This window comes from Acinetobacter sp. ESBL14, from assembly GCF_036668815.1.
Lineage (GTDB): Bacteria > Pseudomonadota > Gammaproteobacteria > Pseudomonadales > Moraxellaceae > Acinetobacter > Acinetobacter gyllenbergii.
This window is the reverse complement of the sequence record NZ_JAZEVS010000003.1, coordinates 69,215-92,018: the sequence shown is the minus strand read 5'-3', so window position 1 is coordinate 92,018 and position 22,804 is coordinate 69,215. Positions and strand designations below refer to the sequence as shown.

The following is a 22,804-nucleotide window of genomic DNA, read 5'->3' as shown; positions in this document are numbered from 1 at the left end:
TTCTTTTTTAATTCTGTTCTTACCTGATCTAATTGTTGTGACTGCAACTACTCTTCAAACTGCCTATTGTTGTGATGTTAAACCGTTCTGTCTGCCCTACTTTTTCTGTACTGCATCCACACAAAAGTCAGCAATCTGTTTAGAAAAATAGTCTTTGTGCGTCTGATCAAACTTGGTATTTTGAGCAGGGTCTAGAGGTTCAACCACCACATAGGTCATCGCACCGACCACACACATGGCGGTTGTGTTTAAGTCATCCAAAACAAACTCGCCACTTGCATTTCCATCTGCAAGGATTTTTTTAATACTTTGTTTCATCAGCTGCTTTACCCGAAAACGCTCATGTTCCACACTTGAATCCACAGGTTCAAACATCAGTGAATAGGCCAACTGCGGGCTGTTGAGTGCCCGTTTGACAAAGGTTGCAACTGCTTTATGCAACTTCTGTTGCGCGGTCAGATCACTTTCTGTAATGGCATCAATCACCAACAACTCGGTGTTGATGGCTTCTGACAAGACTTCAATCAGTACCTGACTTTTATTGTCAAAGTAGCGATAAACCAAACCACTTGAGACTCCTGCTTGCTCAGCAATGGTTTGTATCTGTGCGTCTTTGAATCCTCCTTCTGAAATTAATTTTCTGGCTGAACTCAAAATCGATTTGCGATTTTGTTCCATCCGCTCCTGCATTAAAATTGATCGTTTATAGCTCATAAATTTTATTCTCTAACAAATAAAGTGAATTGTAAATCATTTTATGAATATCTATTCACTTTTTTAAAAATTCATTGTAAGGTAGTTCCTAAGCACACACAACAACGCTTAATGGAACAACAAATATAATCACTGGGATGACAACATAATGAACCTACGTAGCTTGAACTTTGGACTAGATGAAACACTGATTGCCTTACAAGATTCGGTTGCTGCATTTTGTGCCAAGGAAATTGCACCAATTGCCCAACAAGTCGACCAAGACAATGTCTTCCCTGCCCATCTTTGGAAGAAATTTGGCGATATGGGATTGATGGGCTTAACCGTTTCTGAAGAATATGGCGGCACCAATCTAGGCTATCTAGCACATATCATCGTGTTGCAAGAAATTTCGCGCGCATCCGCCTCTATTGGTCTTTCTTACGGCGCACATTCTAACTTGTGTATTAACCAGATTAACCGCAATGGTAGCGAGCAACAAAAGCAAAAGTATTTACCCAAGCTGATTTCAGGTGACTTTGTTGGTGCTTTAGCCATGTCTGAACCGAATGCAGGTTCGGATGTGGTCAGTATGAAACTGCGTGCTGAACAAAAAGGCGATCACTTTGTTCTCAATGGTTCAAAAATGTGGATCACCAATGGCGGTGATGCGGATGTATTGGTGGTGTATGCCAAAACGGATCCGCATGCAGGTGCCAAAGGCATGACTGCCTTCCTGATCGAAAAAAACATGCCTGGCTTTAGCCATGGTAAGCACCTAGATAAGCTGGGTATGCGCGGTTCTAATACCTATCCACTATTTTTTGACAATGTTGAAGTCCCTGCTGAAAACGTACTCGGTGGTGTTGGCAACGGGGCCAAAGTACTGATGAGTGGTCTGGACTATGAACGTGCGGTTTTAAGTGCTGGCCCGCTAGGCATTATGGACGCCTGCCTAGATGTAGTGATTCCCTACCTACATGAACGTGAACAATTTGGTCAGGCCTTGGGTGAATTTCAATTGATGCAAGGCAAACTGGCCGATATGTATTCCACTTGGCTGGCTTGTAAAGCCTTGGTTTATGCGGTTGGTGCAGCCTGTGACAAAGCCGACCATGACCGTAGCTTACGTAAAGATGCGGCCAGTGCAATCCTATATGCAGCAGAAAAAGCCACATGGATGGCAGGTGAAACCATTCAAACCCTCGGTGGGAATGGTTATATCAATGAATTCTCAGCAGGTCGCTTATGGCGTGATGCCAAACTTTATGAAATTGGTGCAGGAACTTCAGAAATTCGCCGCATGCTGATTGGCCGCGAACTGTTTAATGAAACCAAATAATAACCATAAATCAGGATGCAGCTTATGAACCAATTACACAGCAAAATTAATGTTCGAAGTGAAGACTTCAAAACCAATCAACATGCCATGCAAACATTGGTCAGCGATCTGAAACAAGTGGCACAAAAAGTCGCACTTGGTGGTGGCGAAAATGCCCGTCAAAAACATTTGGCCCGAGGCAAATTATTACCACGTGACCGTATTGACCAACTGATTGATGTCGGCACGGCTTTTTTAGAAATTGGTCAGTTGGCTGCTTACAAAGTTTATGAAGATGACATTCCTGCTGCGGGAGTAATTGCAGGTATTGGCCAAGTTAATGGTGTGACCTGCATGATCGTCGCCAATGATGCAACCGTCAAAGGTGGTACCTATTATCCATTGACGGTGAAAAAGCATTTACGTGCGCAGGAAATTGCTGAGCAAAATCACTTGCCGTGTATTTATCTGGTGGATTCGGGCGGTGCATTCTTACCGATGCAAGATGAGGTGTTTCCTGATCGCGATCATTTCGGGCGTATTTTTTATAATCAAGCACGTATGTCGAGCCAAGGTATCGCCCAAATTGCGGTAGTGATGGGCAGTTGTACCGCTGGTGGTGCTTATGTGCCAGCCATGTCGGATGAAACCATTATTGTGCGTAATCAAGGTACGATTTTCCTCGGTGGCCCACCACTGGTCAAAGCAGCAACAGGTGAAGTAGTTAGCAGTGAAGATTTGGGTGGTGGTGATGTACATACCCGCCTGTCAGGGGTTGCCGATCATTTGGCTGAAAATGATGAACACGCGCTTGCGATTGCCCGTAACATTGTCGCCAATCTGAATAAAAAACCAACTGAATTAAACAAACAGATTGATGAACCACTATTTGATGCATCGGAACTTTATGGCGTTGTCCCGAGTGATGCACGTAAACCTTTCGATGTCCGTGAAGTGATTGCACGTATTGTCGATGGTTCACGCTTTGATGAATTTAAAGCCCGTTTTGGTTCGACCCTGATTACAGGTTTCGCCTCATTGTACGGTATGCCTGTTGGCATTATTGCCAATAATGGGATTCTGTTTTCTGAGTCTGCACAAAAAGGCGCACACTTTATCGAGCTATGTACTCAACGTAATATCCCATTGCTATTTATCCAAAACATCACCGGCTTTATGGTCGGTCGTCAATATGAAAATGAAGGCATTGCCAAAAATGGTGCCAAGTTGGTGATGGCCGTTGCCACAGCCAATGTACCTAAACTCACGCTCATCATCGGCGGTTCTTTTGGTGCAGGTAACTATGGTATGTGTGGACGTGCCTATTCTCCACGCTTTTTATGGACATGGCCAAACTCGCGTATTTCTGTGATGGGTGGTGAACAGGCTGCCAGTGTACTCTCAACCTTGAAACGTGATCAGATTGAGCAAAAAGGTGCACAGTGGTCAGCACAGGAAGAAGATGAGTTTAAACAACCGATTCGTGAACAATATGAACACCAAGGCCATCCGTATTATGCCTCTTCCCGTCTTTGGGATGACGGCGTGATTGATCCTGCTCAAACCCGTCATGTACTGGGTCTAAGCCTTGCTGCCGCATTAAATGCACCAATTCAGCCAACCAAATTTGGCGTGTTCCGCATGTAAGAGGTGTCTATGAGCTATCAATTTTTACAACTGGAACAACACGGTCAAGTGGCCTATGTTTGGCTGAACCGCCCTGAATTGCACAATGCTTTTAATACTACGGTGATTGAAGAATTACATGACTGCTTTAACAGTCTCAACACCCGAGATGATGTGCGTGTGGTGGTCTTGGCAGGACGGGGTAAAAGCTTTTCAGCAGGTGCTGACCTCAACTGGATGAAACAGGCAGGTCAAGCTTCGTCAGCAGAAAATGAAGCCGATGCTTTAAAACTTGCACAGATGCTAAATGCACTCGCGACCTTAAAGCAACCGACACTTGCGCGTGTGCATGGCATCGCCTTTGGCGGTGGCATGGGTTTGGCATCGGCCTGTGATATTTGTATTGCCAGTACCGATGCTAAATTTGCCACCTCAGAAGTTCGACTTGGCCTTGCGCCCTCTACCATTAGTCCCTATGTAATTCGTGCGATTGGAGCACGACAGGCTTCGCGTTATTTCTTAACTGCGGAACGCATTTCAGCACGGGAAGCTAAACAGATTGGCTTGGCTCATGAAGTCGCAGATGCAGAAGACTTAGACCAGAAAGTTCAAGAAATTATTGATGCACTGTTACTCGGTGGCCCGCAGGCTCAGTCTGCAGCAAAACAATTGATTCAGATGGTGAGCAACCAGACCATGAACAATGACTTGCTGCAACAGACAGCACAGCATATTGCTCAAGTTCGTCAAGGCAGCGAAGCCAAAGAAGGTTTGAATGCCTTTTTAAATAAACAACAGCCTGCATGGGTTTCTCACTCGAATAACAACAATTAAGGACGATCATCATGTTTGAAAAGATTTTAATTGCGAACCGTGGCGAGATTGCCTGCCGCGTGATTCGTACCGCAAAAAAACTCGGTATTGCAACGGTTGCGGTTTATTCTGATGCAGATGCCAATGCACAACATGTCAAAATGGCGGATGAAGCGATTTATATTGGGCAATCCCCTGCCACACAAAGTTATTTACAGGTAAATCGTATTATTCAGGCGGCGATTGATACAGGCAGCCAAGCGATTCACCCAGGTTATGGTTTCCTCTCTGAAAATGACCAGTTTGCCCTCGCTTGCCAGCAACATAATATTTGCTTTATTGGCCCACCTGTCGATGCGATTTTAGCCATGGGTCTCAAAGCGACCTCTAAAGCCTTGATGGAAAAAGCAGGTGTGCCATTAACACCGGGTTATCACGGAACCAATCAAGAGGCCGAGTTTTTAAAACAACAAGCCGATGCAATTGGCTATCCTGTGCTGATCAAAGCCAGTGCTGGCGGTGGTGGCAAAGGCATGAGCTTGGTTGAACGTAGTGAAGATTTCTTACAGTTCTTAGCCTCGTGTAAACGTGAAGCCAAATCCAGTTTTGGCAATGACGATGTATTGATTGAACGCTATGTGATTCAGCCTCGGCATATTGAAGTACAAGTGTTTGGCGATACGCACGGGAACTATGTACATTTATTTGAACGTGATTGTTCGGTACAACGTCGTCATCAAAAAGTACTTGAAGAAGCTCCTGCACCGCAAATGCCAGCTGAAAAACTGGATGCCATGCGTCAGGCTGCGATTGATGCTGCCCGTGCAGTGGATTACGTCGGTGCGGGTACAGTCGAGTTTATTGTGGAACAGGATGGTACCGCCTATTTCATGGAAATGAACACTCGCCTGCAAGTCGAACATCCTGTTACTGAAATGATTACCGGTGAAGACCTTGTAGAATGGCAACTACGCGTCGCAGATGGTGAACCGCTACCAAAACTGCAACATCAATTACAGATTCATGGTCATGCACTTGAAGCACGTATTTATGCCGAAGAACCCGAAAAAGGCTTCTTACCTGCCATTGGCAAAATTGACTATTTACATTACCCAACGCAAAACCAGTTTGTGCGGGTCGACAGTGGCATTGTAGAAGGTGATGAAATCACCACCTATTACGATCCAATGATTGCCAAATTGATCGTTTGGGGTAAAAACCGTGAAGCAGCTTTGATCCAAATGCAACATGCGCTTAGTCAATTCCACGTTGATGGTCTAGGGAACAACATTGCCTTTCTGCAAAAGATTGTTCGTTGTGATTCATTTAAACAGGCCAAACTGGATACCAATCTGATTCAGCGTGAACATGATTTCTTGTTCCATCCAGAGCAAATTAAGCCTGAGTTGGTGGTCAGCACCGCCTTTATCGAATTCCTGAGTAAACTCGACAACAATCGCGCTAGCCAAAAACAATTATGGCAAGCACAAGCGTTATGGCGTTTAAATATTGCGTTCCAGCAAAAAATTAAACTGAACTATTTAGACCAAAACATTCACATCAAGCTGAGTTCGGCTGAGCATGGTTTTAATGCTGAATATAACGGCGAAAGTTATCAGATTTCTGGACAATTGCTGGATGCACATACAGCAGTAATTCATATCAATGGCACTCAGCAAAAACTGGCTTTTAACCAGAGTCCGCAAGGCATCACCCTGTTCCATAACGGACAAAGCCATAAATTTGGCTATATTCACCAAAATTATCATCAGGACGATAGCCAAGCAGACCAAGGACACCTCAAAGCACCCATGCCGGGTGTGGTGACTCAGGTTCTGGTCGGTGCTAATCATAATGTCAAAAAAGACGATATTTTAATGACGCTTGAAGCCATGAAAATGGAATACACCATTCGCGCACCGCAAGATGGCGTAATTGTGGATGCCTATTTTCAGGTCGGTGATCAGGTCAAAGCTGGCGATGAACTGGTGGAATTTCAGCCTGTACAGGAGGAAGTTGCATGAGTGAGTTTGTCAAAATCGTGGAGGTCGGCCCGCGTGATGGCCTGCAAAACGAAAAACAGACGTTAAGCGTCGAACAACGCCTAAACTTCATTCATGATCTGATCAATGCTGGACTAAAATCAATTGAAGTAGGTTCCTGTGTGTCAGCCAAATGGGTGCCGCAAATGGCGCAGAGTGATGAGCTATTTAAGCAATTACCCCAAACAACCGATGTGCAATTTAGTCTGCTCACACCAAACATCAAAGGTTTTGAAACTGCTCAAGCGGTAGGATGCAAAGAAGTTGCGGTGTTTACCGCAGCTTCTGAAAGCTTTACCCGTAAAAATATTAATTGCTCGATTGATGAAAGCTTTGAAAAGTTTGCCGATGTCATGAGTGCAGCCAAAGCACAAAATATTCGTGTCCGTGGATATGTTTCTTGTATCGTGGATTGCCCTTATGAAGGTGCGATTGCGCCTGAGCAAGTGGCGAATGTGGTGAAACGACTATATGACATGGGCTGCTATGAAGTCTCTTTAGGTGAAACCATTGGGACCGCCACACCTGATCGGGTCGCAAAAGTCTGGCAAGCCTGTCTGGCTGAACTCGATAGCCAAGTTTTGGCTGGGCATTTCCACAACACCTACGGCATGGCGATTGCCAATATTTATCAGTCCTTACAACAAGGCATTCGTGTATTTGATTCTTCACTGGCTGGATTGGGTGGTTGCCCTTATGCCAAAGGTGCTTCTGGCAATGTCGCCACCGAAGATCTGTTCTATTTACTCTCGCATATGGGCTTTGAAACAGGTATTGATTTAGAAAAGCTGATGCAAGCCAGCCAAAATATTAGTCATGTACTCAACAGGAAAAGCTTATCAAATTATGCCAATGCCTATTGGCAAACAAAATGTGCTTAGTTAAATCTAGATTCGGATTCACTTATCGTTTGGCAACAAACTTACTCAATCCAATTTGTACAGCGGATCAGGTCGCATCTTTATCTCGTTCTATTTATGAATTGAGATTAAACTCCTCATGCGATTGATTTAAAAATATATTATTCATCTCTGTAGAAAATGCCTCTTTATAAAGAAGCATTTTTTTAATTTTAATCCTTATTATTCTTTTTCTAACGCTCTCTCAAATTACTTATAAAAAATAATCCGTATCTTGCTGTATTTTTGGTGAAATATGTTGTTCGACCCACTCCAGCCATGCCCGTGTTTTTGCATCTACAAAATGACGAGATGGCAATAAGGTATACACCCCGATATCAGGTGATCGCCAAGCAGGCAAAATACGACGGAGTCGCCCTGCCCGAATCGCATCAATGGATGAAAAGGTTGGCAATAAAGCAATCCCCATATCCTGCTGTACCACATCCAGCAGCAATTCAGGTGTATCCGCAATTAACGGCCCAGTGATATCAATCTGATAAGAACAGCTGTTTTCACTGACCAAATGCCATTGTGGGGTAATTGACGGATTGACCAAACGTAAACAGGCATGCTTTTGCAAAGCATCCAAGGATTGAGGTTCACCATACTTTTCCAGATAGGCAGGTGATGCACATAACACCGAAAAGATGGTCCCAATTCGACGCGCCACAAACCGTGAATCTGCCAAAGATTCAGTGAGATATAAACTGACATCAATACCTTTGCCGAGAAGATCAGGTACATTTTGCGAAGTGCGATATTCAACCGTAAGTTCTGGGTAACTTTGACAAAATTCCGCCATCATCGGCGCCAGATAATGATGCCCAAAACTGGCCATACTCAATACCCGCAATCGCCCCTGTGGTCTGGCGGCCATGCCCATGGCTTGGGCTTCAGATTCCTCCACCATTGCCAATACCTGACGGCACTGTTCGGCATAGTTTGCACCAATTTCGGTCAAGGCATGCTGTCTGGTCGAGCGTTGTAGGAGTTTTGTACCTAAACGCCCTTCTAATTCACTAATTAATCGAGAAACCTGCGCTGTTGTGAGATCCATCTGCTCTGCAGCAGCCGTGAAACTCCCGCTATCAATCACTTTCAGGAAGGCATGCATGGCATGTAACAATCCACCATCAAGATTTTTGCGCATAACGTAAATATCTTTTTCTAAATTACGCATTGTTGCACCAGTCTGGATCAACCACAATGACAAATATGTACATTGATTGAGCAGCTTTTTTTAATTACGCAGCCACTTAATCTTTTGCTTCAGATGTACTTACTCCAAATATTCAACCGGATGTTGAAAAAAGAAAGTAGTCAAAACTACATACAATTCTAAGGAGACATAAATGAATATAGCGACAAAAGTTACTCCAAAAATGATCGCTACTAAAGATGTATCACTGGACGATAAATATATCAGTGATCACGGTTCAGCCTATATGACGGGCATTCAGGCACTGGTTCGCTTACCTCTGGCACAAACACGCCGTGATGAGCTGAATGGGTTGCACACTGCTGGTTTTATTTCGGGTTATCGCGGTTCACCTGTCGGCAACTATGATAATTTTCTTTGGCAAATTGGAGGCATACTTAAAGATCACCATGTCGTCTTTCAACCCGGTATCAATGAAGACCTCGCGGCGACTGCCATTTGGGGCACGCAACAAGCCAACCTTGCAGGTCAAGGCAAATATGATGGTGTTACTGCATGGTGGTATGGCAAAGGCCCAGGTGTAGATCGCTCAGGTGATGTACTTCGCCATGCCAACCTCGCAGGAACTGCCGAACATAGTGGCGTAGTTGCCCTGTTTGGGGATGACCATTCCTGTAAATCGTCGACTGTTCCCCACCAATCTGAACATGTGATGATGGGTTGTGGTATTCCAATTTTCTATCCAACTTCGGTGCAACATATTCTCGATTTGGGCGTCCACGCGGTGGCCATGTCACGTTTTGCTGGGGTGTGGACCTCTATGAAACTGGTCAGTGAAATCGTTGAAACTTCAGCTTCAGTGATTGTCGATCTCGATCGTGTCACACCTGTTTTACCTGAAATCGAGCTGCCTGCCGACGGCATCCATATTCGCTGGCCAGATCATGGCATCCAACAAGAACAACGGCTATATCAATATCGCTTACCTGCGGTATTGGCTTATGCGCGCGCCAATCAACTCAATCAGATCACATGGCCGTGTGAGCATGCCCGTATCGGCATTGCTGCCAGTGGTAAGGGTTATCTCGATACCATTGAAGCCTTACGCATTCTCGGTATTGAAAATGAAACAGCGCAACAACTGGGTCTTCGGGTCTATCAAGTAGGTTTAATCTGGCCTTTGGAACCACAAGGTTTACGTGAATTTGCTGAAGGTTTACAAGAACTGATTGTGGTCGAAGAAAAACGTCCAATTCTTGAAGTACAAATTAAAGACGAATTGTATTCCCTACCTGATGAGCAACGTCCACATGTGATCGGCAAAGCACCTCATGGTAAAGGTGAATGGAGTACCTCTTTTGAGGAAGCACCGCTGATTGGGCATTACGAGTTCCAACCTGAACCGATTGCCAAAATGTTGGCAGCACGGTTTTTAAAATTAGATTTGCCTGAAAGTTTAAGACAGCAAATCCAGAGTCGTGTCGATTTACTGCATAAAGCTGAGCAAGAATCACGCCGCGTACTAGATTTGGCCGAGCGTAAACCGTATTTCTGTAGCGGTTGTCCACATAATACCTCGACAGTCGTACCAGAAGGTAGTCGTGCACTGGGTGGCATCGGTTGTCACTATATTGCGGTGTCACTAGATCGCGGCACCGAAACCTTCTCGCAAATGGGGGGCGAAGGTGTCAGTTGGGCGGGTGCATCACATTTCACCAATGAAAAGCATATTTTTGCCAATCTCGGTGATGGTACCTACTTCCATTCAGGCTATCTCGCGATTCGACAAGCCATCGCTGCAAACATTAATATTACTTATAAAATTCTCTATAACGATGCGGTTGCCATGACGGGCGGTCAGCATGTTGATGGACATCTCAGTGTCGCGCAACTGACTCGCCAGCTCGATGCAGAAGGTATTAAAAAACAGGTGATTGTCACGGATGAACCTGAGCTGATCCATGCTGAAGAGCACCTTGCGCCACATGTCGAAATCCGCCATCGCAATGATCTTGATGCAGTACAACGTGAGTTACGTGATATTTCGGGGGTGACTGCACTAATTTATGTACAAACCTGCGCCAGTGAAAAGCGTCGTCGCCGTAAACGTGATGCTTACCCAGACCCAGCTGAACGCCTTTATATCAATAGTGACATTTGTGAAGGCTGCGGTGATTGTTCTAAAAAATCCAATTGCTTGTCGATTGAACCTGTCGAAACTGCATTAGGCACCAAACGTCAGATTAACCAAAGCAGCTGTAATAAAGACTTCACCTGTGTCGAAGGCTTCTGCCCAAGCTTTGTCACTGTGCATACCCGTGATATGAAACGCCCCGCCAAGTTTGAAGGTTTTGCGACAGGTTGGCCTGAACGCCCCATCATTCCTCAACTTGTTGATACGCCGAATCGTATTATGGTCGGTGGTGTTGGCGGTACAGGTGTGGTCACCGTTGGAGCGTTACTGGGTATGGCAGCCCATCTGGAAGGCAAAGCCACCCGTGTCATGGACATGGCTGGGCTGGCACAAAAAGGCGGTACGGTGTATTCCTATATCCAAATTGCCGCAGATGATGCGCAAATATCATCGACTAAAATTCCAGAACATCAATGTGATCTATTGATTGGTGCAGATGCTATTGTCGCAGGCAGTAATGCCGCGCTATCCCGTTTAAAACAAGATGCGATGGTAATCGTCAATGAAGATGGTTCACCGACCTCTGACTTTATTAACAAGCGCGACTGGTATGCACCGATTAACGATTTAATTGATCGTCTGCGTGGCCGTGTCCACAAAGAAAATCTGCTCGCCTTACCTGCTGCACGAATCGCAACACAGGTTTTAGGCGATGCGATCTATGCCAATCAACTGCTCTTGGGGATGGCTTGGCAATCAGGACAAATTCCTCTGTTACGTGAAAGTATTGAAAAAGCCATCCAACTGAATGGCACGGCGATTGACAAAAATCTTGAAGCCTTCCGTATTGGTTGCCATCTCGCCAGCGATCCAGAATTAGTCACTGCTTTACTCGCCAGCCTGCCAAGAACCAATGCGCCACAAACACTCACTGAACTCATCAACGATCGCACGATACGTCTGCAAGACTATTGGAATGAGGCTTATGCAGATCGCTACAGAATGCTGTTAGAACAAGTGGCTAAATTGCTTCCTGAAGCATTGGCAAGCACCATCGCAACCCAACTGTATCGTGTCATGGCCTATAAAGATGAATACGAGGTTGCCCGCTTGTTAACAGGTGCAAGCTTTAAAAAATCAATCGAATCACAATTCGGAAGTGGTGTCCGTCTTTCCTATCATCTTGCACCACCGACCTTGGGTACCGATCAAAATATCCGTAAACGTATCTTTGGCTATTGGATGCGCTTTCCAATGATGTTGCTGGCACGTTTACAATGGCTACGCGAAAGCTTCTTTGATCCATTTACTCGTCAGCAAGAGCGCCAACATGAACAGGCATGGCGTGATCGTTACATCGCCTTTGTTGAAACCCTGATCTCATCACCAAACAGCTATAATCTAGTTGTTGCAGAACAGATTGCCGAACTACCTGCTGAAGTGCGTGGCTTTGGGCATATCAAGATGCAGGCTATGCAAGTCGCAAACCAACGCTGGGATGAGCTATCAAAAGAGCTCAGTAATAAAGACTAAAATCTTCAAATAAACCACTGACTGGGCATGTTAAATGACAAAAGATATGTTCAGTCAGCTGATTCACAATTAAAAGTCGGTATGACTGAATGATAGCTTAAACTGAGGATATTCATACACTAATACCCCTTCAAAGTGTCCACTTGATTTAACAATGCTTGCCCCTGAATAACACGCTGATCATTTTCTAAAATTTGGTTCACCACAACCGACCATGGTGCATGTGAAGCAACATGTGGCGTGATCACCACTTTTTCATGTTGCCAAAGTGGATGATTTTCAACTAAGGGTTCTTTTGCAAAGACATCCAAAATTGCACCACGTAAACGTCCAGAATCCAAATAATTTAATAAATCCTGCTCAACCAGATGCTGACCACGACCACAATTGATGATACAGGCCTGTTCAGGAAGCAAATCAAATAAAGATTTTGATAAAATACCCTGATTATTTTCCGTAAGTGGTAATAAATTAATCAGAATTTCAGCCTGTCCCAAGAACGTGTCAAAATCTTCATCACCTGCATAACAGCTCACATGTGCAATATTTTTCGGGCTACGAGACCAACCAGACACTTGATAACCGAGCGCAGCAAATTGCTTGGCCATATATCCGCCCATTTGCCCCAAGCCCATAATTCCAATTTTCAATTCAGCATGTTCTCGTTGTGGATACTGCCGCCATTGTTGTTGTTTCTTCTGTCTAAAAGCCTGATCAAAAAATCGTTGATAATATAAAATGCCCCACTGCAAATAATCGAACATACCTTTTTGATGTAACTGATCGACCACCCGACAGACTTTATACTGCGTGCCAATTCGCTGCAAATTCAGATGCTCAACACCAGCAGCCATTGAATGAATCAGTTTTAATTCAGGCAATTTTTCTAAATGATCCAGATCCGGAAACCACGAAACTGCAGTGGTCGCAGATTGAGCCTGTTCGCTGTCGGCTAGGCAATACGAACCTTGTGGTGCGTATTGTAAAAAAGCATCTTCAAGCCATTTTTGAACTTTGGGTACAGTCGTGGCAATCACAATCATGTACAGTATTCCTCACGTTGCAGTTCAATTAAAGACAAGGCTGCATTCCAGGCATTTAGAATAATTTTTTCAACACCTGCGGATTCGAATTGCTGGGTGGTATGTTCACACACCGCTTCTAAGGGAAAATGGAGTTCTGTTCCCCCTGCCAGTGCCTTGATTTGTGCCTGACATGCACGCTCTAGAAAGTAAATTTCATGAAATGCACGCTGCACACTATCGCCAGTTGCCAACAATCCATGATTTCTTAAAATCATCACACGATTGTCTCCTAAATCATCGACCAATCGCGCTCTTTCTTCCGTCAGTAAAGCAACTCCTTCATACTCGTGATAACTGACTTTTTTATAAAATTTCAGTGCGTGTTGCGAGATGGGTAACAAGCCATGCTTCTGTGCTGAAACTGCAATTCCATCTGCGGTATGGGTATGGATTACACAGTGAATATCTTCACGCGCTGTATGCAAGGCTGAATGAATGACAAAACCAGCCACATTCACCGTTTTACCAGCATCATAATGTTCTACGATATTGCCTTCACTATCTATTTTAACCAAATCAGAGGCTTTCATTCTTTCAAATGGAATACCATAATGATTAATCAGAAAATGCCCTTTCTCATCTGCTACACGTAGGCTGATATGGGTATCAATAAGATCTGTCATACGATAATAGGCAATCAATCGATATAGAGCAGCTAACTGACAACGTGCTTCCCATTCGGTTGTCGAAACCATTTCTTTTAGACTCATGTTATCTCCTTATTTAAGTGCTTACGATATCAAGTACTATTTTTCATTTTTTGGATGTAAATGTCATGCACAGTCAATGTATCTAGCTAAAGTCAGGTTTCCTCTTTTGCATAAATGCTGCCACACCCTCTTTATAGTTATCTGATTGTCCTGCAATACGTTGAAATTCACGCTCCAGCTGCAATTGCTCAGCAAGGGTGTTGTGTGTAGCACGGTTTAAAGCTTGTTTAATCAATGCAATCGAACTACTGGGTTGCTCCGCTAACTGTTCAGCCAATGCGGTGACATTTGCATCGAAAAGCTCATCTTCATAAACCTCCCAGATCAACCCCCAAATCAAGGCTTTCTGGGCAGAAAGTTTGTCTCCCAACATGGTCAGCCCTTTTGCTCGAGCCAAACCGATCAACTGCGGTAAATTCCATGTGCCGCCTGCATCAGGAATTAAACCGACTTTGCAAAAAGACTGTATGAATGAAGCAGACTGTTTGGCCACCACCAAATCACAGGCGAATGCCAGATTGGCACCTGCACCAGCAGCTACACCATTCACTGCAGCGATTACAGGTTTGGTCATGTCTGTAATTTTAAGCACTAGAGGATTATAGAATTTTTCTAAAGCAGCTCCTGCATCATAATCTGGGGCAGCAATGACAGTATGACTTCTTGATCTTAAATCCTGTCCAGCACAAAAACCTTTACCTGCGCCAGAGATCACAATCACTTTTATTTCCTTCGAAACTGCCCACAGGTCTAAAACTGCTGCAATTTCACGGTGCATTTGTTCATTGAAACTATTCAGCACTTCCGGGCGATTAAGCTTCAAATAACCAACACGGTTGTGTTGACGAATCAAAATATGTTCAAAATCCATTTGTCACTACTCTCTGAAAAAATTTACAACCCGTGGATCGGACTCAGAATGAAAAAGCGTCCTCATCAAGTTCCATCACGGACTCTGCTCCAGACGCAATAGAAGCTGCATGTGCTTGTGTACGATGTAATAGCTTCTGAAAGAAGAACTTCGCTGTACTGAGTTTAGCCTGATAGAATTTTTGCTCTTGCGTGCCTTCGTCCAGTTTTTCATGGGCAACTTGTGCCATACGTGCCCAGAGGTAAGCGAATACCACATAGCTGGAAAAATAGAGATAATCGACTGAAGCAGCACCAATTTCTTCAGAATTTTGCTTGGCTTTCTCTGCAATCGTTTTAGTCAGTGTCAACCACTGTTGTTTAAGCTCAGCTAATCTTTCTAAATAAGGTTTCAAGACTTCATTGGATTGCTGTTCACTAACAAACTGCTCAATTAAATCCGTCATGTTTTTTAACAGTTTTCCTTCAGACTTCAGTACTTTTCGCGCCAGTAAATCTAAAGACTGGATTTCAGTGGTACCTTCATACAAGGTGGATATTCTTGCATCGCGTACAATTTGCTCCATTCCATGCTCAACAATAAAGCCATGACCGCCAAATACTTGAACACCATGCTTGGCAGACTCATTGCCTGATTCTGTTAAAAATGCTTTGGCTATCGGAGTTAAAAAGGCCAGTAATTCATCCGACATTTTGCGTTGCTCGGGATCATCTGAAGTTTCAACAATATCGACATGCTGAGCCAGAAAATAGGCCAAGGCACGCCCACCCTCTGACAATGCTTTTTGCGTCATTAACATGGCGCGTACAGCAGGATGAACAATAATGGGGTCCGCATTTTTATCAGGACATTTTGCTCCAGATAAAGAACGCATTGCCAAGCGATCTTTTGCATAAGCTAAAGCACCTTGAAATGAAATCTCAGAGGCAGCCAGACCTTGTACAGCAGTGCCAATACGTGCGGTATTCATAAAGGTGAACATACAATTGAGCCCACGGTTTTCAGGACCAATTAGATAACCTTTTGCAGCATCAAAATTTAAAACACAGGTTGCGTTACCATGAATCCCCATCTTATGTTCAATCGCGCTACAGACGACTTTATTACGGTCTTCTAAATTACCTTCATCATCTACATTAAATTTCGGCACAATAAACAGAGAAATCCCTTTAGTGCCTGTCGGCGCATCTGGTAAACGAGCCAACACAATGTGGATAATATTTTCTGAAAGATCATGTTCCCCTGCGGAAATAAAAATCTTTTCTCCTGTGATGGCATAACTTCCATCTGAATTCGGCTCAGCCTTGGTACGAATCAAGCCTAAGTCTGAACCTGCATGCGATTCCGTTAAACACATGGTTCCTGTCCAAACACCACGGATCAGCTTGCTTAAAAATACCTGTTTTTGCTGTTCAGTGCCGTGATGCTCAATGGTTCGCATCGCACCGTGCGACAAACCAGGATACATTGCCCATGCCCAGTTTGAACCACAAAGCATCTCTGAAATCGCAATCCGGAGCAATGTAGGTAAGCCCTGCCCGCCATATTCCGGACCAGCAGTGAGTGAGGTAAAGCCGAGCTCCACATATTTATCATAAGCTTCTTTAAAGCCCTGCGGGGTGGTCACAAAACCTTGATCTAAATGACAACCTTCTTGATCACCATTTTGATTGATTGGAGCCAGTTCATTTTCACAAAAATCTGCTGCCGCCTCCAAATATTGATCCACCAGCTCACGACTGACGACATCCTGATATTTAGATAATTTTTGGTAGCTTTGTTCAGTTTGAAGCAATTCATGTAGTACAAATTGCATATCGCGTTGAGGAGCTTTGTATAAAGGCATGATTTTTTCCCTTGTCTTTCTTCCCTGAAGAGACAGCACTGCTCCTGAGGGAACTTTTATTTTTCCTAACCTCAAAAATATCAAATAAATTTCTTATTGCAAAATTTATTTTCATTTTAACAATGTTTATTTTGTGGAAAAACACCAATAGACTTCTATCAGAAAACATAATTTATTGTATTTTGACAATATTTTAATTAATCATAATTAACAGCAGAAATTAAAGAGAATTTAAAAAATTTTGTTTTGCGAAATAATATTCCGTAAAAATTTAATTTATAGTATTGTGATGAGATTGCTTAAACATCCAAGGACGATTTATGGATAACCCGAAATATACTGGTCTTGAATTTTTAACGGCTTTAAAAAATGGTGAGGTGTCTCCTTCTCCTATGGCCCACACGCTACCTATGGAACTCATTGAGGTTTCAAAAGGAAAAGCAACCTATAAAGTTACTCCTGGACAGGAACATCGAAATATACAAGGCGGTGTACATGGCGGTTTTTGTGCAACAGCTCTGGATACAGTTACAGGGAGTGCAGCGCATACCTTACTGGAACATGGGGTTGGTTATGGCACCATCGACCTAAATGTAAAAATGATTCGCCCCATGCAGATTGATACGTCTTACTATGCGACAGCCGAGTTAATTAATGCGGGCCGAAATATTATTAGTACCGAAGGTAAAATCGTAGATGAAAACGGCAAAGTGTATGCCTTTGCCTCGGCAACCTTAATGATCATTCGCAAAACATAGCAAGAGCAATATCAAACTCCTCTTTATAGTGCTTTTTTCTGCGCCTCTGCGTTATTCATTGCATGAAAATCTAGGCGATCAATCATAAAACTGATGATTGCCATCATTACTCCAAGTATCACACATGCCGTCCACCCCCAATGTTTCCAAGCATATACGGCAATAAAGGAACCTAGAGCCGCTCCGCCAAAATATAAGGTCATATAAATCGAATTAATACGAGAACGCGCTTCTGCCGAAATTCGATAGACTAGATTTTGATTTAAAACATGAAATGCCGACAAACCGAAATAAGCCATAACAACCCCAACAGCGTAAGCAACTAGAGACTGCTGTGCAAAAAATAGCGGTATCCATGCACTTATTAATAGCCCCATACAAATCATCGCAATTTTATTTTCAAGCCCTGCCGCAATTTTCTTACCTGCCCAAGGGGTCGCAAATACGCCAGCCAAACCAACAATTCCAAATAAACCAATCTGAAAATCGTTAAAGTGATAAGGCTCATTCGCCAAAATAAAAGTCATGGTGGTAAAAATCAGAGCCAAAATTCCAAAGCCAATTCCTCCGGCAAAACCACGGCGCAGTAAATGAGGCTGATGAGCTGCTAATGAAAATAATGAACCATAAATCTGTAGAATATTGAGTTGGTGAGACTTACGTGCAACTGGCAACTTCATCCACATCACCCAAGCAAACCCCAAAATGACAATTCCGCTAATCAAATAAACCGCGTGCCAAGACCAAACTGTAGAAAGTAAGCCTGCAATAGAACGTGCCAATAATATTCCCAAAAACAAACCACTCATGAGAGTGCCTACAACTTGAGGACTTTTTTGTGGGCTGGCTAAACCTGCGGCGAAAGGAACTAAAACTTGAGTTGCAATAGAAAAGAATGTCGCTAAAAAGGTAAAGCCATATAAAACTGGCAAGGTTTGACTCAAGGATAGCCCTACTTGTGCAAGGCCTGTACAACACATAAGCAAGCAAATATAACTTCGCTTTTCAAAAAAGTCACCTAAGGGAACCAATATAAAAAGGCCAACTGCATATGACAGTTGGCTAATGACAATGGTTAAAGCAACTTGATCAGCGTTAACTTTTAATGCATCTGCAATTGAATAGATTAAGGGCTGGTTATAATAGTTTGAACCCGCACAAATTCCACATGTCATTGCCATGATAAAAATAAAGCTTTTTGACAATATCGCATCTGTATCGAGCCGAGCTATTTTATCCATGTTCCCTTGCCTTATTGTTAAAACTTATACATCGACACAAAGTTAAGGCGCGACACATCCGCCGTTCTGCCATCAAAGACCTCACGTTTTCCTTGATGATATTCCATCCCAATATCAATTTGCTCGGCAGGTGAATAGAAGACATTGAGGGCGTAATCAGTTAAGCGTTTATTCGCATCCTGATTCAGTTTGGCATATTCAGTGTTGTCATCATATTCAAATAGCGAAGCCGATACATTGGTACGCCATTGATCATTAAATTTATACGAATAACCGAGATTAAAACTGTTTAGCTTATTCATCATTAAATCGGTTTTATCCTGATCTAAAGAGAAATCCCCTGCTGCATTCAATGGCGTAGCATTCACCAACCCACTTTGCGTGGTATAAGGCATGAACTTTTGATCACCTACAATATATTGATAGTTCGCCTGAACAGATTGCTGTGGATCAAGTTGATATTTGAGTCCCGCACCCGCTCCCCAGCTGACTTTCTTGACCGTCTCTTTTGCCACATCCACAGATTTCTCATTCACAAAGCCTTGGGCCAATGCCATTAATGGTCCTTGCTTGAAGGTATATCGTCCCGTCAATGTTGGAAAAGCGGAAACACGTGAACCCGTATATTCAAATGCCACTTTCAAATCATGATTCTGATCAATTTTCCAGTCATAACGCACCTGAGGTGTGCGTGTATAAGATGTACCAATAAACTGGGTGTAATCGACCGATTCTGTTCGGGTTTCCATATTGGACATTAATGACCATGTTTGACCAAAGGTCCAGTCTTTATAGGTAAAATAAGCATGGCGAATACGAAACTTCCCATCACCAGTTCCCATATTGGAACTATCAAAGAAATCGGCTTCCACATTTCCTGTGATCGCTTTATCTGGACTGTTGAAATAGACTCCGAGTCGACTGGCATTTATGCTTGCATCCGAACGGGAATGGTTTGAGCGTTGCGCGCTTTCAAATGGAGTTCGATAAATACTGCTCGTGGTTCTGCCGCCTGAATCTGGAGAAGACTTAAAATCAACTGCTGCATCTAGTCGGGCAATTCCATAGACTTTAACATTATCTGTCCATGTCACCCAAGAAGGTGCAACGGGCTTTTCTGTTACCGTTGCTTTAGTTTTTTCTATGTTCTCTTCAATCTTTACTTGTTTGACCTGTAAATTATTTTGAGTTTGTTTTTGAGCCGCAAGTTCTGCTTTTAATTTTTGCAGCTCGGTTTCTAGCAAATTAATTCTTTGTTCTGTGATATCAGAAGAATTTGCAAAAATAGTCCCTGAAGCCGCAGCGCAAGCTGCAGCTAAAATTAATTTTTTCATCTTTTAGTCCTTTAAGAAGCCTTTCCCGTGGGTGTAAGGCTAAACCACTGTCGCGTCAATCAATGGACAGGCTGTCAGCGCCTGTAATTCATCAAAACTTAAACCCGCTACCATTTCCGTGACATAGGCTTGTTGATCTTTGAGCTCAATAATGCATAAATCGGTATAAATACGATCTACGCACTGTTCCCCAGTTATTGGATAAGTGAGTGCATCAACAATTTTTGCTTCACCTTTTTTAGTCACATGTTCCATATAGACATAAATACTTTTTGCACCCACAGCCAGATCCATTGCACCACCGACAGCAGGTACATCATCGGGCTTACCTGTATGCCAGTTGGCTAAATCTCCATTGACAGCCACCTGAAAAGCGCCAATAACACAAATGTCCAAGTGCCCACCACGCATGATGTCAAAAGAATCACCATGATGCATAAAGCATCCACCATCTAATAAGGTGACAAGTTCTTTTCCAGCATTCACTAAATCTTCATCTTCCTCACCCGGTTGTGGTGGAGGTCCAAAAGCCAAAACACCATTTTCCGAATGTAAAAAGATTTCTTTGTCTTTTGGCAAAAATTTAGCAACATTGGTCGGCAAGCCAATTCCTAAATTCACATAAGAACCTTCAGGAATATCTTGTGCAATCAACATGGCAATCTCTTCTCGAGAACGTTTTTGAACTGACATTAAATATCTCCTACTTTCACAACATGCTGCACAAAAATTCCAGGCGTAATAATGCATTCAGGATCAAGTGTTCCAATTTCAACGGTATCGTTGACCTGAACAATGGTTGTTTTTGCTGCTTTGGCCATAATCGGACCAAAGTTTCGTGCAGCCTTCCGATAGGTTAAATTTCCCCAGCGATCAGCTTTGTCGGCATAAATTAGGGCAAAATCAGCTTCGATTGGATATTCAAGTACATAATTTTTACCGTTAATGGTTCGCGTTTCTTTACCTTCAGCAATTTTAGTTCCGTAGCCTGTAGGCGTAAAAATGGCCCCTAAACCAGCGCCTGTGGCTTGAATGCGACAGGCTAGGTTGCCTTGCGGCACGAGTTCTAACTCAATTTTTCCTGCACGGTACAAGTCTTGAAATACAGTTGAGCCTGCCGACTTTGGAAATGAGCTAATCATTTTTTTCACACAACCTGCGATGATCAATTTTGTTAATCCCCGATCACCGGAAGCGGCATTGTTATTCACAATGGTCAGCTCTTTTTTCCCCAGATCAATTAAAGCTTCAATGAGCTCAGCAGGTTGGCCTGTGACCCCAAAGCCACTTGTCATGATAGTTGCACCATCTGGAATTGCTTTTAAAATCGGTTCAATATTCTGGGTGATTTTATTTATCATCTCACGTATCCCTTTTCATCATTCAATTGAAGTAACAGCTCAAGCCATCACTCTGCTTTTTGCGGGTTAAATAGTCGGTCTTTAATAAATAACAATGGAATTACACCGCAGATAAAATAAGCACCCGCCATCACTAATAGACCTAAACCAATCGAGCCATTTTGAGATAGAAAACCAATTGTTAATGGAGAGAAAATAGAAAGTACTTTACCAATGTTATAAGCGCCACCCACTGCCGAACCCCGAATAGAAGTCGGGAAACTTTCTGTCATATAGGTGGCATTAATGGCGTAAGGAATACCGTAAAGGAAACCGAAGAACAGCATCATCCATAAAATATTGGTTGGTGTATTTAAGTAGACAATGACTGGAATAAATAAGGCTGTACCAATGGTTCCGAAAGCAAATACAGCGCGACGTCCTAATTTATCGGCAATAATTCCTGCAATCACTTTGGCGAACATCATAATCAGGAAAGTACCGACCATATACATAGCCATTTCTTTAAATTTGATGCCAAGATCAGACTCTAAATAAGCTGGTAACCAGTTACTCACCCCGTAATAACCGAACTGCAATGCACCTGTACTAATAATCCAAAGTACAAACATGGTGCCGTGTTTCTTATCTCTTAAAATTTCAATATATGGGTTTTGACGTTTTTTAGGTTGGTTACTTTGAGCGACTTCTAGCGCTTTTAATTGACGTGCTTTTTTCCAAGACTCAGGTTCAGGTACACAAAAGTGCATTAAAATTGACAGCACCACAGGCGTGATTGCAATCCAATAAAGGAAACGCCAGCCATGTTCAGGAATAATATGACCTGCTAATAAAGTCGCTAACAAAGAACCTAAGGTATAACCCGTCATAAGAGTAGCCAGAACAGTCGAGCGATGTTTTGTTGGCACCATTTCTGACATTAAAATATTACAAGCAATATAGAGCGCACCTAAGCCCATCGCTCCAAAAGTTCTTAAAACTGCAAATTGCATATAAGAGTCAGTAAAACCCAGCGCACTGGTTAAAACTGAAGAATAAGCAATAAAAAACACAATAATGCGCACCCGTCCAAAACGGTCACAAGCCCAACCACCAATCAGGCCACCAATTGCTGAACCTAAAAGTGTTAAACTGCCTAATGTTCCAGCTTGTACACCCGTTAAATGAAATTCTGTTTTAAGACTGGTCAGGCTCAATGCCAAAAAACCTAAATCTGCCCCATCACACAACAATGTTAAAAAAGCGAATATAAATGCGGTAATCCAAATCTTTTTAGGTGTTTGAATCGCTTCCCCGCGATCCCTTTCTTGTATAGCTGTTTCTGTCGTCATGTCCATATCCTCAGCAAGAATATGAGGCATCCCCTGCCTCATGG

18 protein-coding genes are annotated in these 22,804 nt (G+C 43.1%); 7 read left to right on the top strand and 11 right to left on the bottom strand.

What is annotated here, in order from left to right; translation table 11 throughout:
- Window positions 1-96 precede the first annotated feature (96 nt).
- Window positions 97-714, bottom strand: a complete 618-nt coding sequence (locus tag V6E90_RS11430) for a TetR/AcrR family transcriptional regulator (protein WP_332605384.1) — start codon at window positions 712-714, stop codon at window positions 97-99.
- 148 nt (window positions 715-862) lie between these two features.
- On the opposite strand from V6E90_RS11430, the gene V6E90_RS11425 reads away from it, so the two are divergent.
- The 5 genes from V6E90_RS11425 to V6E90_RS11405 are packed head-to-tail and all read left to right on the top strand — an operon-like array spanning window position 863 to window position 7,376.
- Window positions 863-2,035: an isovaleryl-CoA dehydrogenase gene (locus V6E90_RS11425; RefSeq protein ID WP_016541042.1), complete on the top strand. Its 1,173-nt coding sequence runs from the start codon at window positions 863-865 to the stop codon at window positions 2,033-2,035.
- 24 nt (window positions 2,036-2,059) lie between these two features.
- Window positions 2,060-3,661, top strand: coding sequence for a carboxyl transferase domain-containing protein (locus V6E90_RS11420; protein ID WP_171552145.1), 1,602 nt, complete (start codon window positions 2,060-2,062; stop codon window positions 3,659-3,661).
- 9 nt (window positions 3,662-3,670) lie between these two features.
- The gene (locus V6E90_RS11415; protein WP_332605383.1) at window positions 3,671-4,474 is read left to right on the top strand and encodes an enoyl-CoA hydratase/isomerase family protein; all 804 of its coding nucleotides are present in this window, start codon (window positions 3,671-3,673) and stop codon (window positions 4,472-4,474) included.
- An 11-nt stretch (window positions 4,475-4,485) separates the two neighbouring features.
- On the top strand, window positions 4,486-6,477 hold the full coding sequence (locus V6E90_RS11410; protein ID WP_332605382.1) for an acetyl/propionyl/methylcrotonyl-CoA carboxylase subunit alpha: 1,992 nt from the start codon (window positions 4,486-4,488) through the stop codon (window positions 6,475-6,477).
- The gene (locus V6E90_RS11405) at window positions 6,474-7,376 is read left to right on the top strand and encodes a hydroxymethylglutaryl-CoA lyase (protein ID WP_332605381.1); all 903 of its coding nucleotides are present in this window, start codon (window positions 6,474-6,476) and stop codon (window positions 7,374-7,376) included. Before V6E90_RS11410 ends, V6E90_RS11405 begins: the two co-directional genes overlap by 4 nt.
- 232 nt (window positions 7,377-7,608) lie before the next feature.
- Here V6E90_RS11405 and V6E90_RS11400 read toward each other — a convergent pair whose 3' ends face one another.
- Window positions 7,609-8,547: a LysR family transcriptional regulator gene (locus V6E90_RS11400; protein WP_332605583.1), complete on the bottom strand. Its 939-nt coding sequence runs from the start codon at window positions 8,545-8,547 to the stop codon at window positions 7,609-7,611.
- Window positions 8,548-8,749: 202 nt separating this feature from the next.
- Here V6E90_RS11400 and V6E90_RS11395 point away from each other — a divergent pair, with 202 nt between their 5' ends.
- Complete coding sequence (locus V6E90_RS11395) at window positions 8,750-12,223, top strand: indolepyruvate ferredoxin oxidoreductase family protein (RefSeq protein ID WP_332605380.1); 3,474 nt, start codon at window positions 8,750-8,752, stop codon at window positions 12,221-12,223.
- A 119-nt stretch (window positions 12,224-12,342) separates the two neighbouring features.
- On the opposite strand, the gene V6E90_RS11390 is transcribed toward V6E90_RS11395, so the two are convergent.
- The 4 genes from V6E90_RS11390 to V6E90_RS11375 all read right to left on the bottom strand — a co-directional run bounded on the left by V6E90_RS11390 (window position 12,343) and on the right by V6E90_RS11375 (window position 16,735).
- Window positions 12,343-13,266, bottom strand: a complete 924-nt coding sequence (locus V6E90_RS11390; protein WP_023270076.1) for a 2-hydroxyacid dehydrogenase — start codon at window positions 13,264-13,266, stop codon at window positions 12,343-12,345.
- On the bottom strand, window positions 13,263-14,018 hold the full coding sequence (locus V6E90_RS11385) for a class II aldolase/adducin family protein (RefSeq protein ID WP_023270077.1): 756 nt from the start codon (window positions 14,016-14,018) through the stop codon (window positions 13,263-13,265). The genes V6E90_RS11390 and V6E90_RS11385 overlap by 4 nt, the downstream gene beginning before the upstream one ends.
- Before the next feature lie 82 nt (window positions 14,019-14,100).
- Window positions 14,101-14,889 (bottom strand): 2-(1,2-epoxy-1,2-dihydrophenyl)acetyl-CoA isomerase PaaG, encoded by a 789-nt coding sequence (gene paaG, locus V6E90_RS11380; protein ID WP_023270078.1) that lies wholly within the window; start codon window positions 14,887-14,889, stop codon window positions 14,101-14,103.
- 43 nt (window positions 14,890-14,932) lie between these two features.
- Window positions 14,933-16,735 (bottom strand): acyl-CoA dehydrogenase C-terminal domain-containing protein, encoded by a 1,803-nt coding sequence (locus V6E90_RS11375; RefSeq protein WP_332605379.1) that lies wholly within the window; start codon window positions 16,733-16,735, stop codon window positions 14,933-14,935.
- Between the two features lie 305 nt (window positions 16,736-17,040).
- Here V6E90_RS11375 and V6E90_RS11370 point away from each other — a divergent pair, with 305 nt between their 5' ends.
- On the top strand, window positions 17,041-17,493 hold the full coding sequence (locus tag V6E90_RS11370) for a PaaI family thioesterase (protein ID WP_141669887.1): 453 nt from the start codon (window positions 17,041-17,043) through the stop codon (window positions 17,491-17,493).
- Between the two features lie 23 nt (window positions 17,494-17,516).
- On the opposite strand, the gene V6E90_RS11365 is transcribed toward V6E90_RS11370, so the two are convergent.
- The 5 genes from V6E90_RS11365 to V6E90_RS11345 are packed head-to-tail and all read right to left on the bottom strand — an operon-like array spanning window position 17,517 to window position 22,760.
- The gene (locus V6E90_RS11365) at window positions 17,517-18,734 is read right to left on the bottom strand and encodes an MFS transporter (protein ID WP_262757111.1); all 1,218 of its coding nucleotides are present in this window, start codon (window positions 18,732-18,734) and stop codon (window positions 17,517-17,519) included.
- A 17-nt stretch (window positions 18,735-18,751) separates the two neighbouring features.
- Window positions 18,752-20,068 carry an outer membrane trimeric porin-like protein DcaP gene (gene dcaP, locus V6E90_RS11360; protein WP_332605378.1) on the bottom strand — a complete coding sequence of 439 codons (1,317 nt, stop codon included), beginning with the start codon at window positions 20,066-20,068 and terminating at the stop codon, window positions 18,752-18,754.
- Between the two features lie 39 nt (window positions 20,069-20,107).
- Entirely contained in the window at window positions 20,108-20,761 is a 654-nt protein-coding gene (locus V6E90_RS11355) for a 3-oxoacid CoA-transferase subunit B (protein WP_332605377.1), read from the bottom strand.
- Window positions 20,761-21,429 carry a 3-oxoacid CoA-transferase subunit A gene (locus V6E90_RS11350; protein WP_005316637.1) on the bottom strand — a complete coding sequence of 223 codons (669 nt, stop codon included), beginning with the start codon at window positions 21,427-21,429 and terminating at the stop codon, window positions 20,761-20,763. Before V6E90_RS11350 ends, V6E90_RS11355 begins: the two co-directional genes overlap by 1 nt.
- A 47-nt stretch (window positions 21,430-21,476) precedes the next feature.
- Window positions 21,477-22,760: an MFS transporter gene (locus tag V6E90_RS11345; RefSeq protein WP_212749887.1), complete on the bottom strand. Its 1,284-nt coding sequence runs from the start codon at window positions 22,758-22,760 to the stop codon at window positions 21,477-21,479.
- Between the last annotated feature and the right edge of the window lie 44 nt (window positions 22,761-22,804).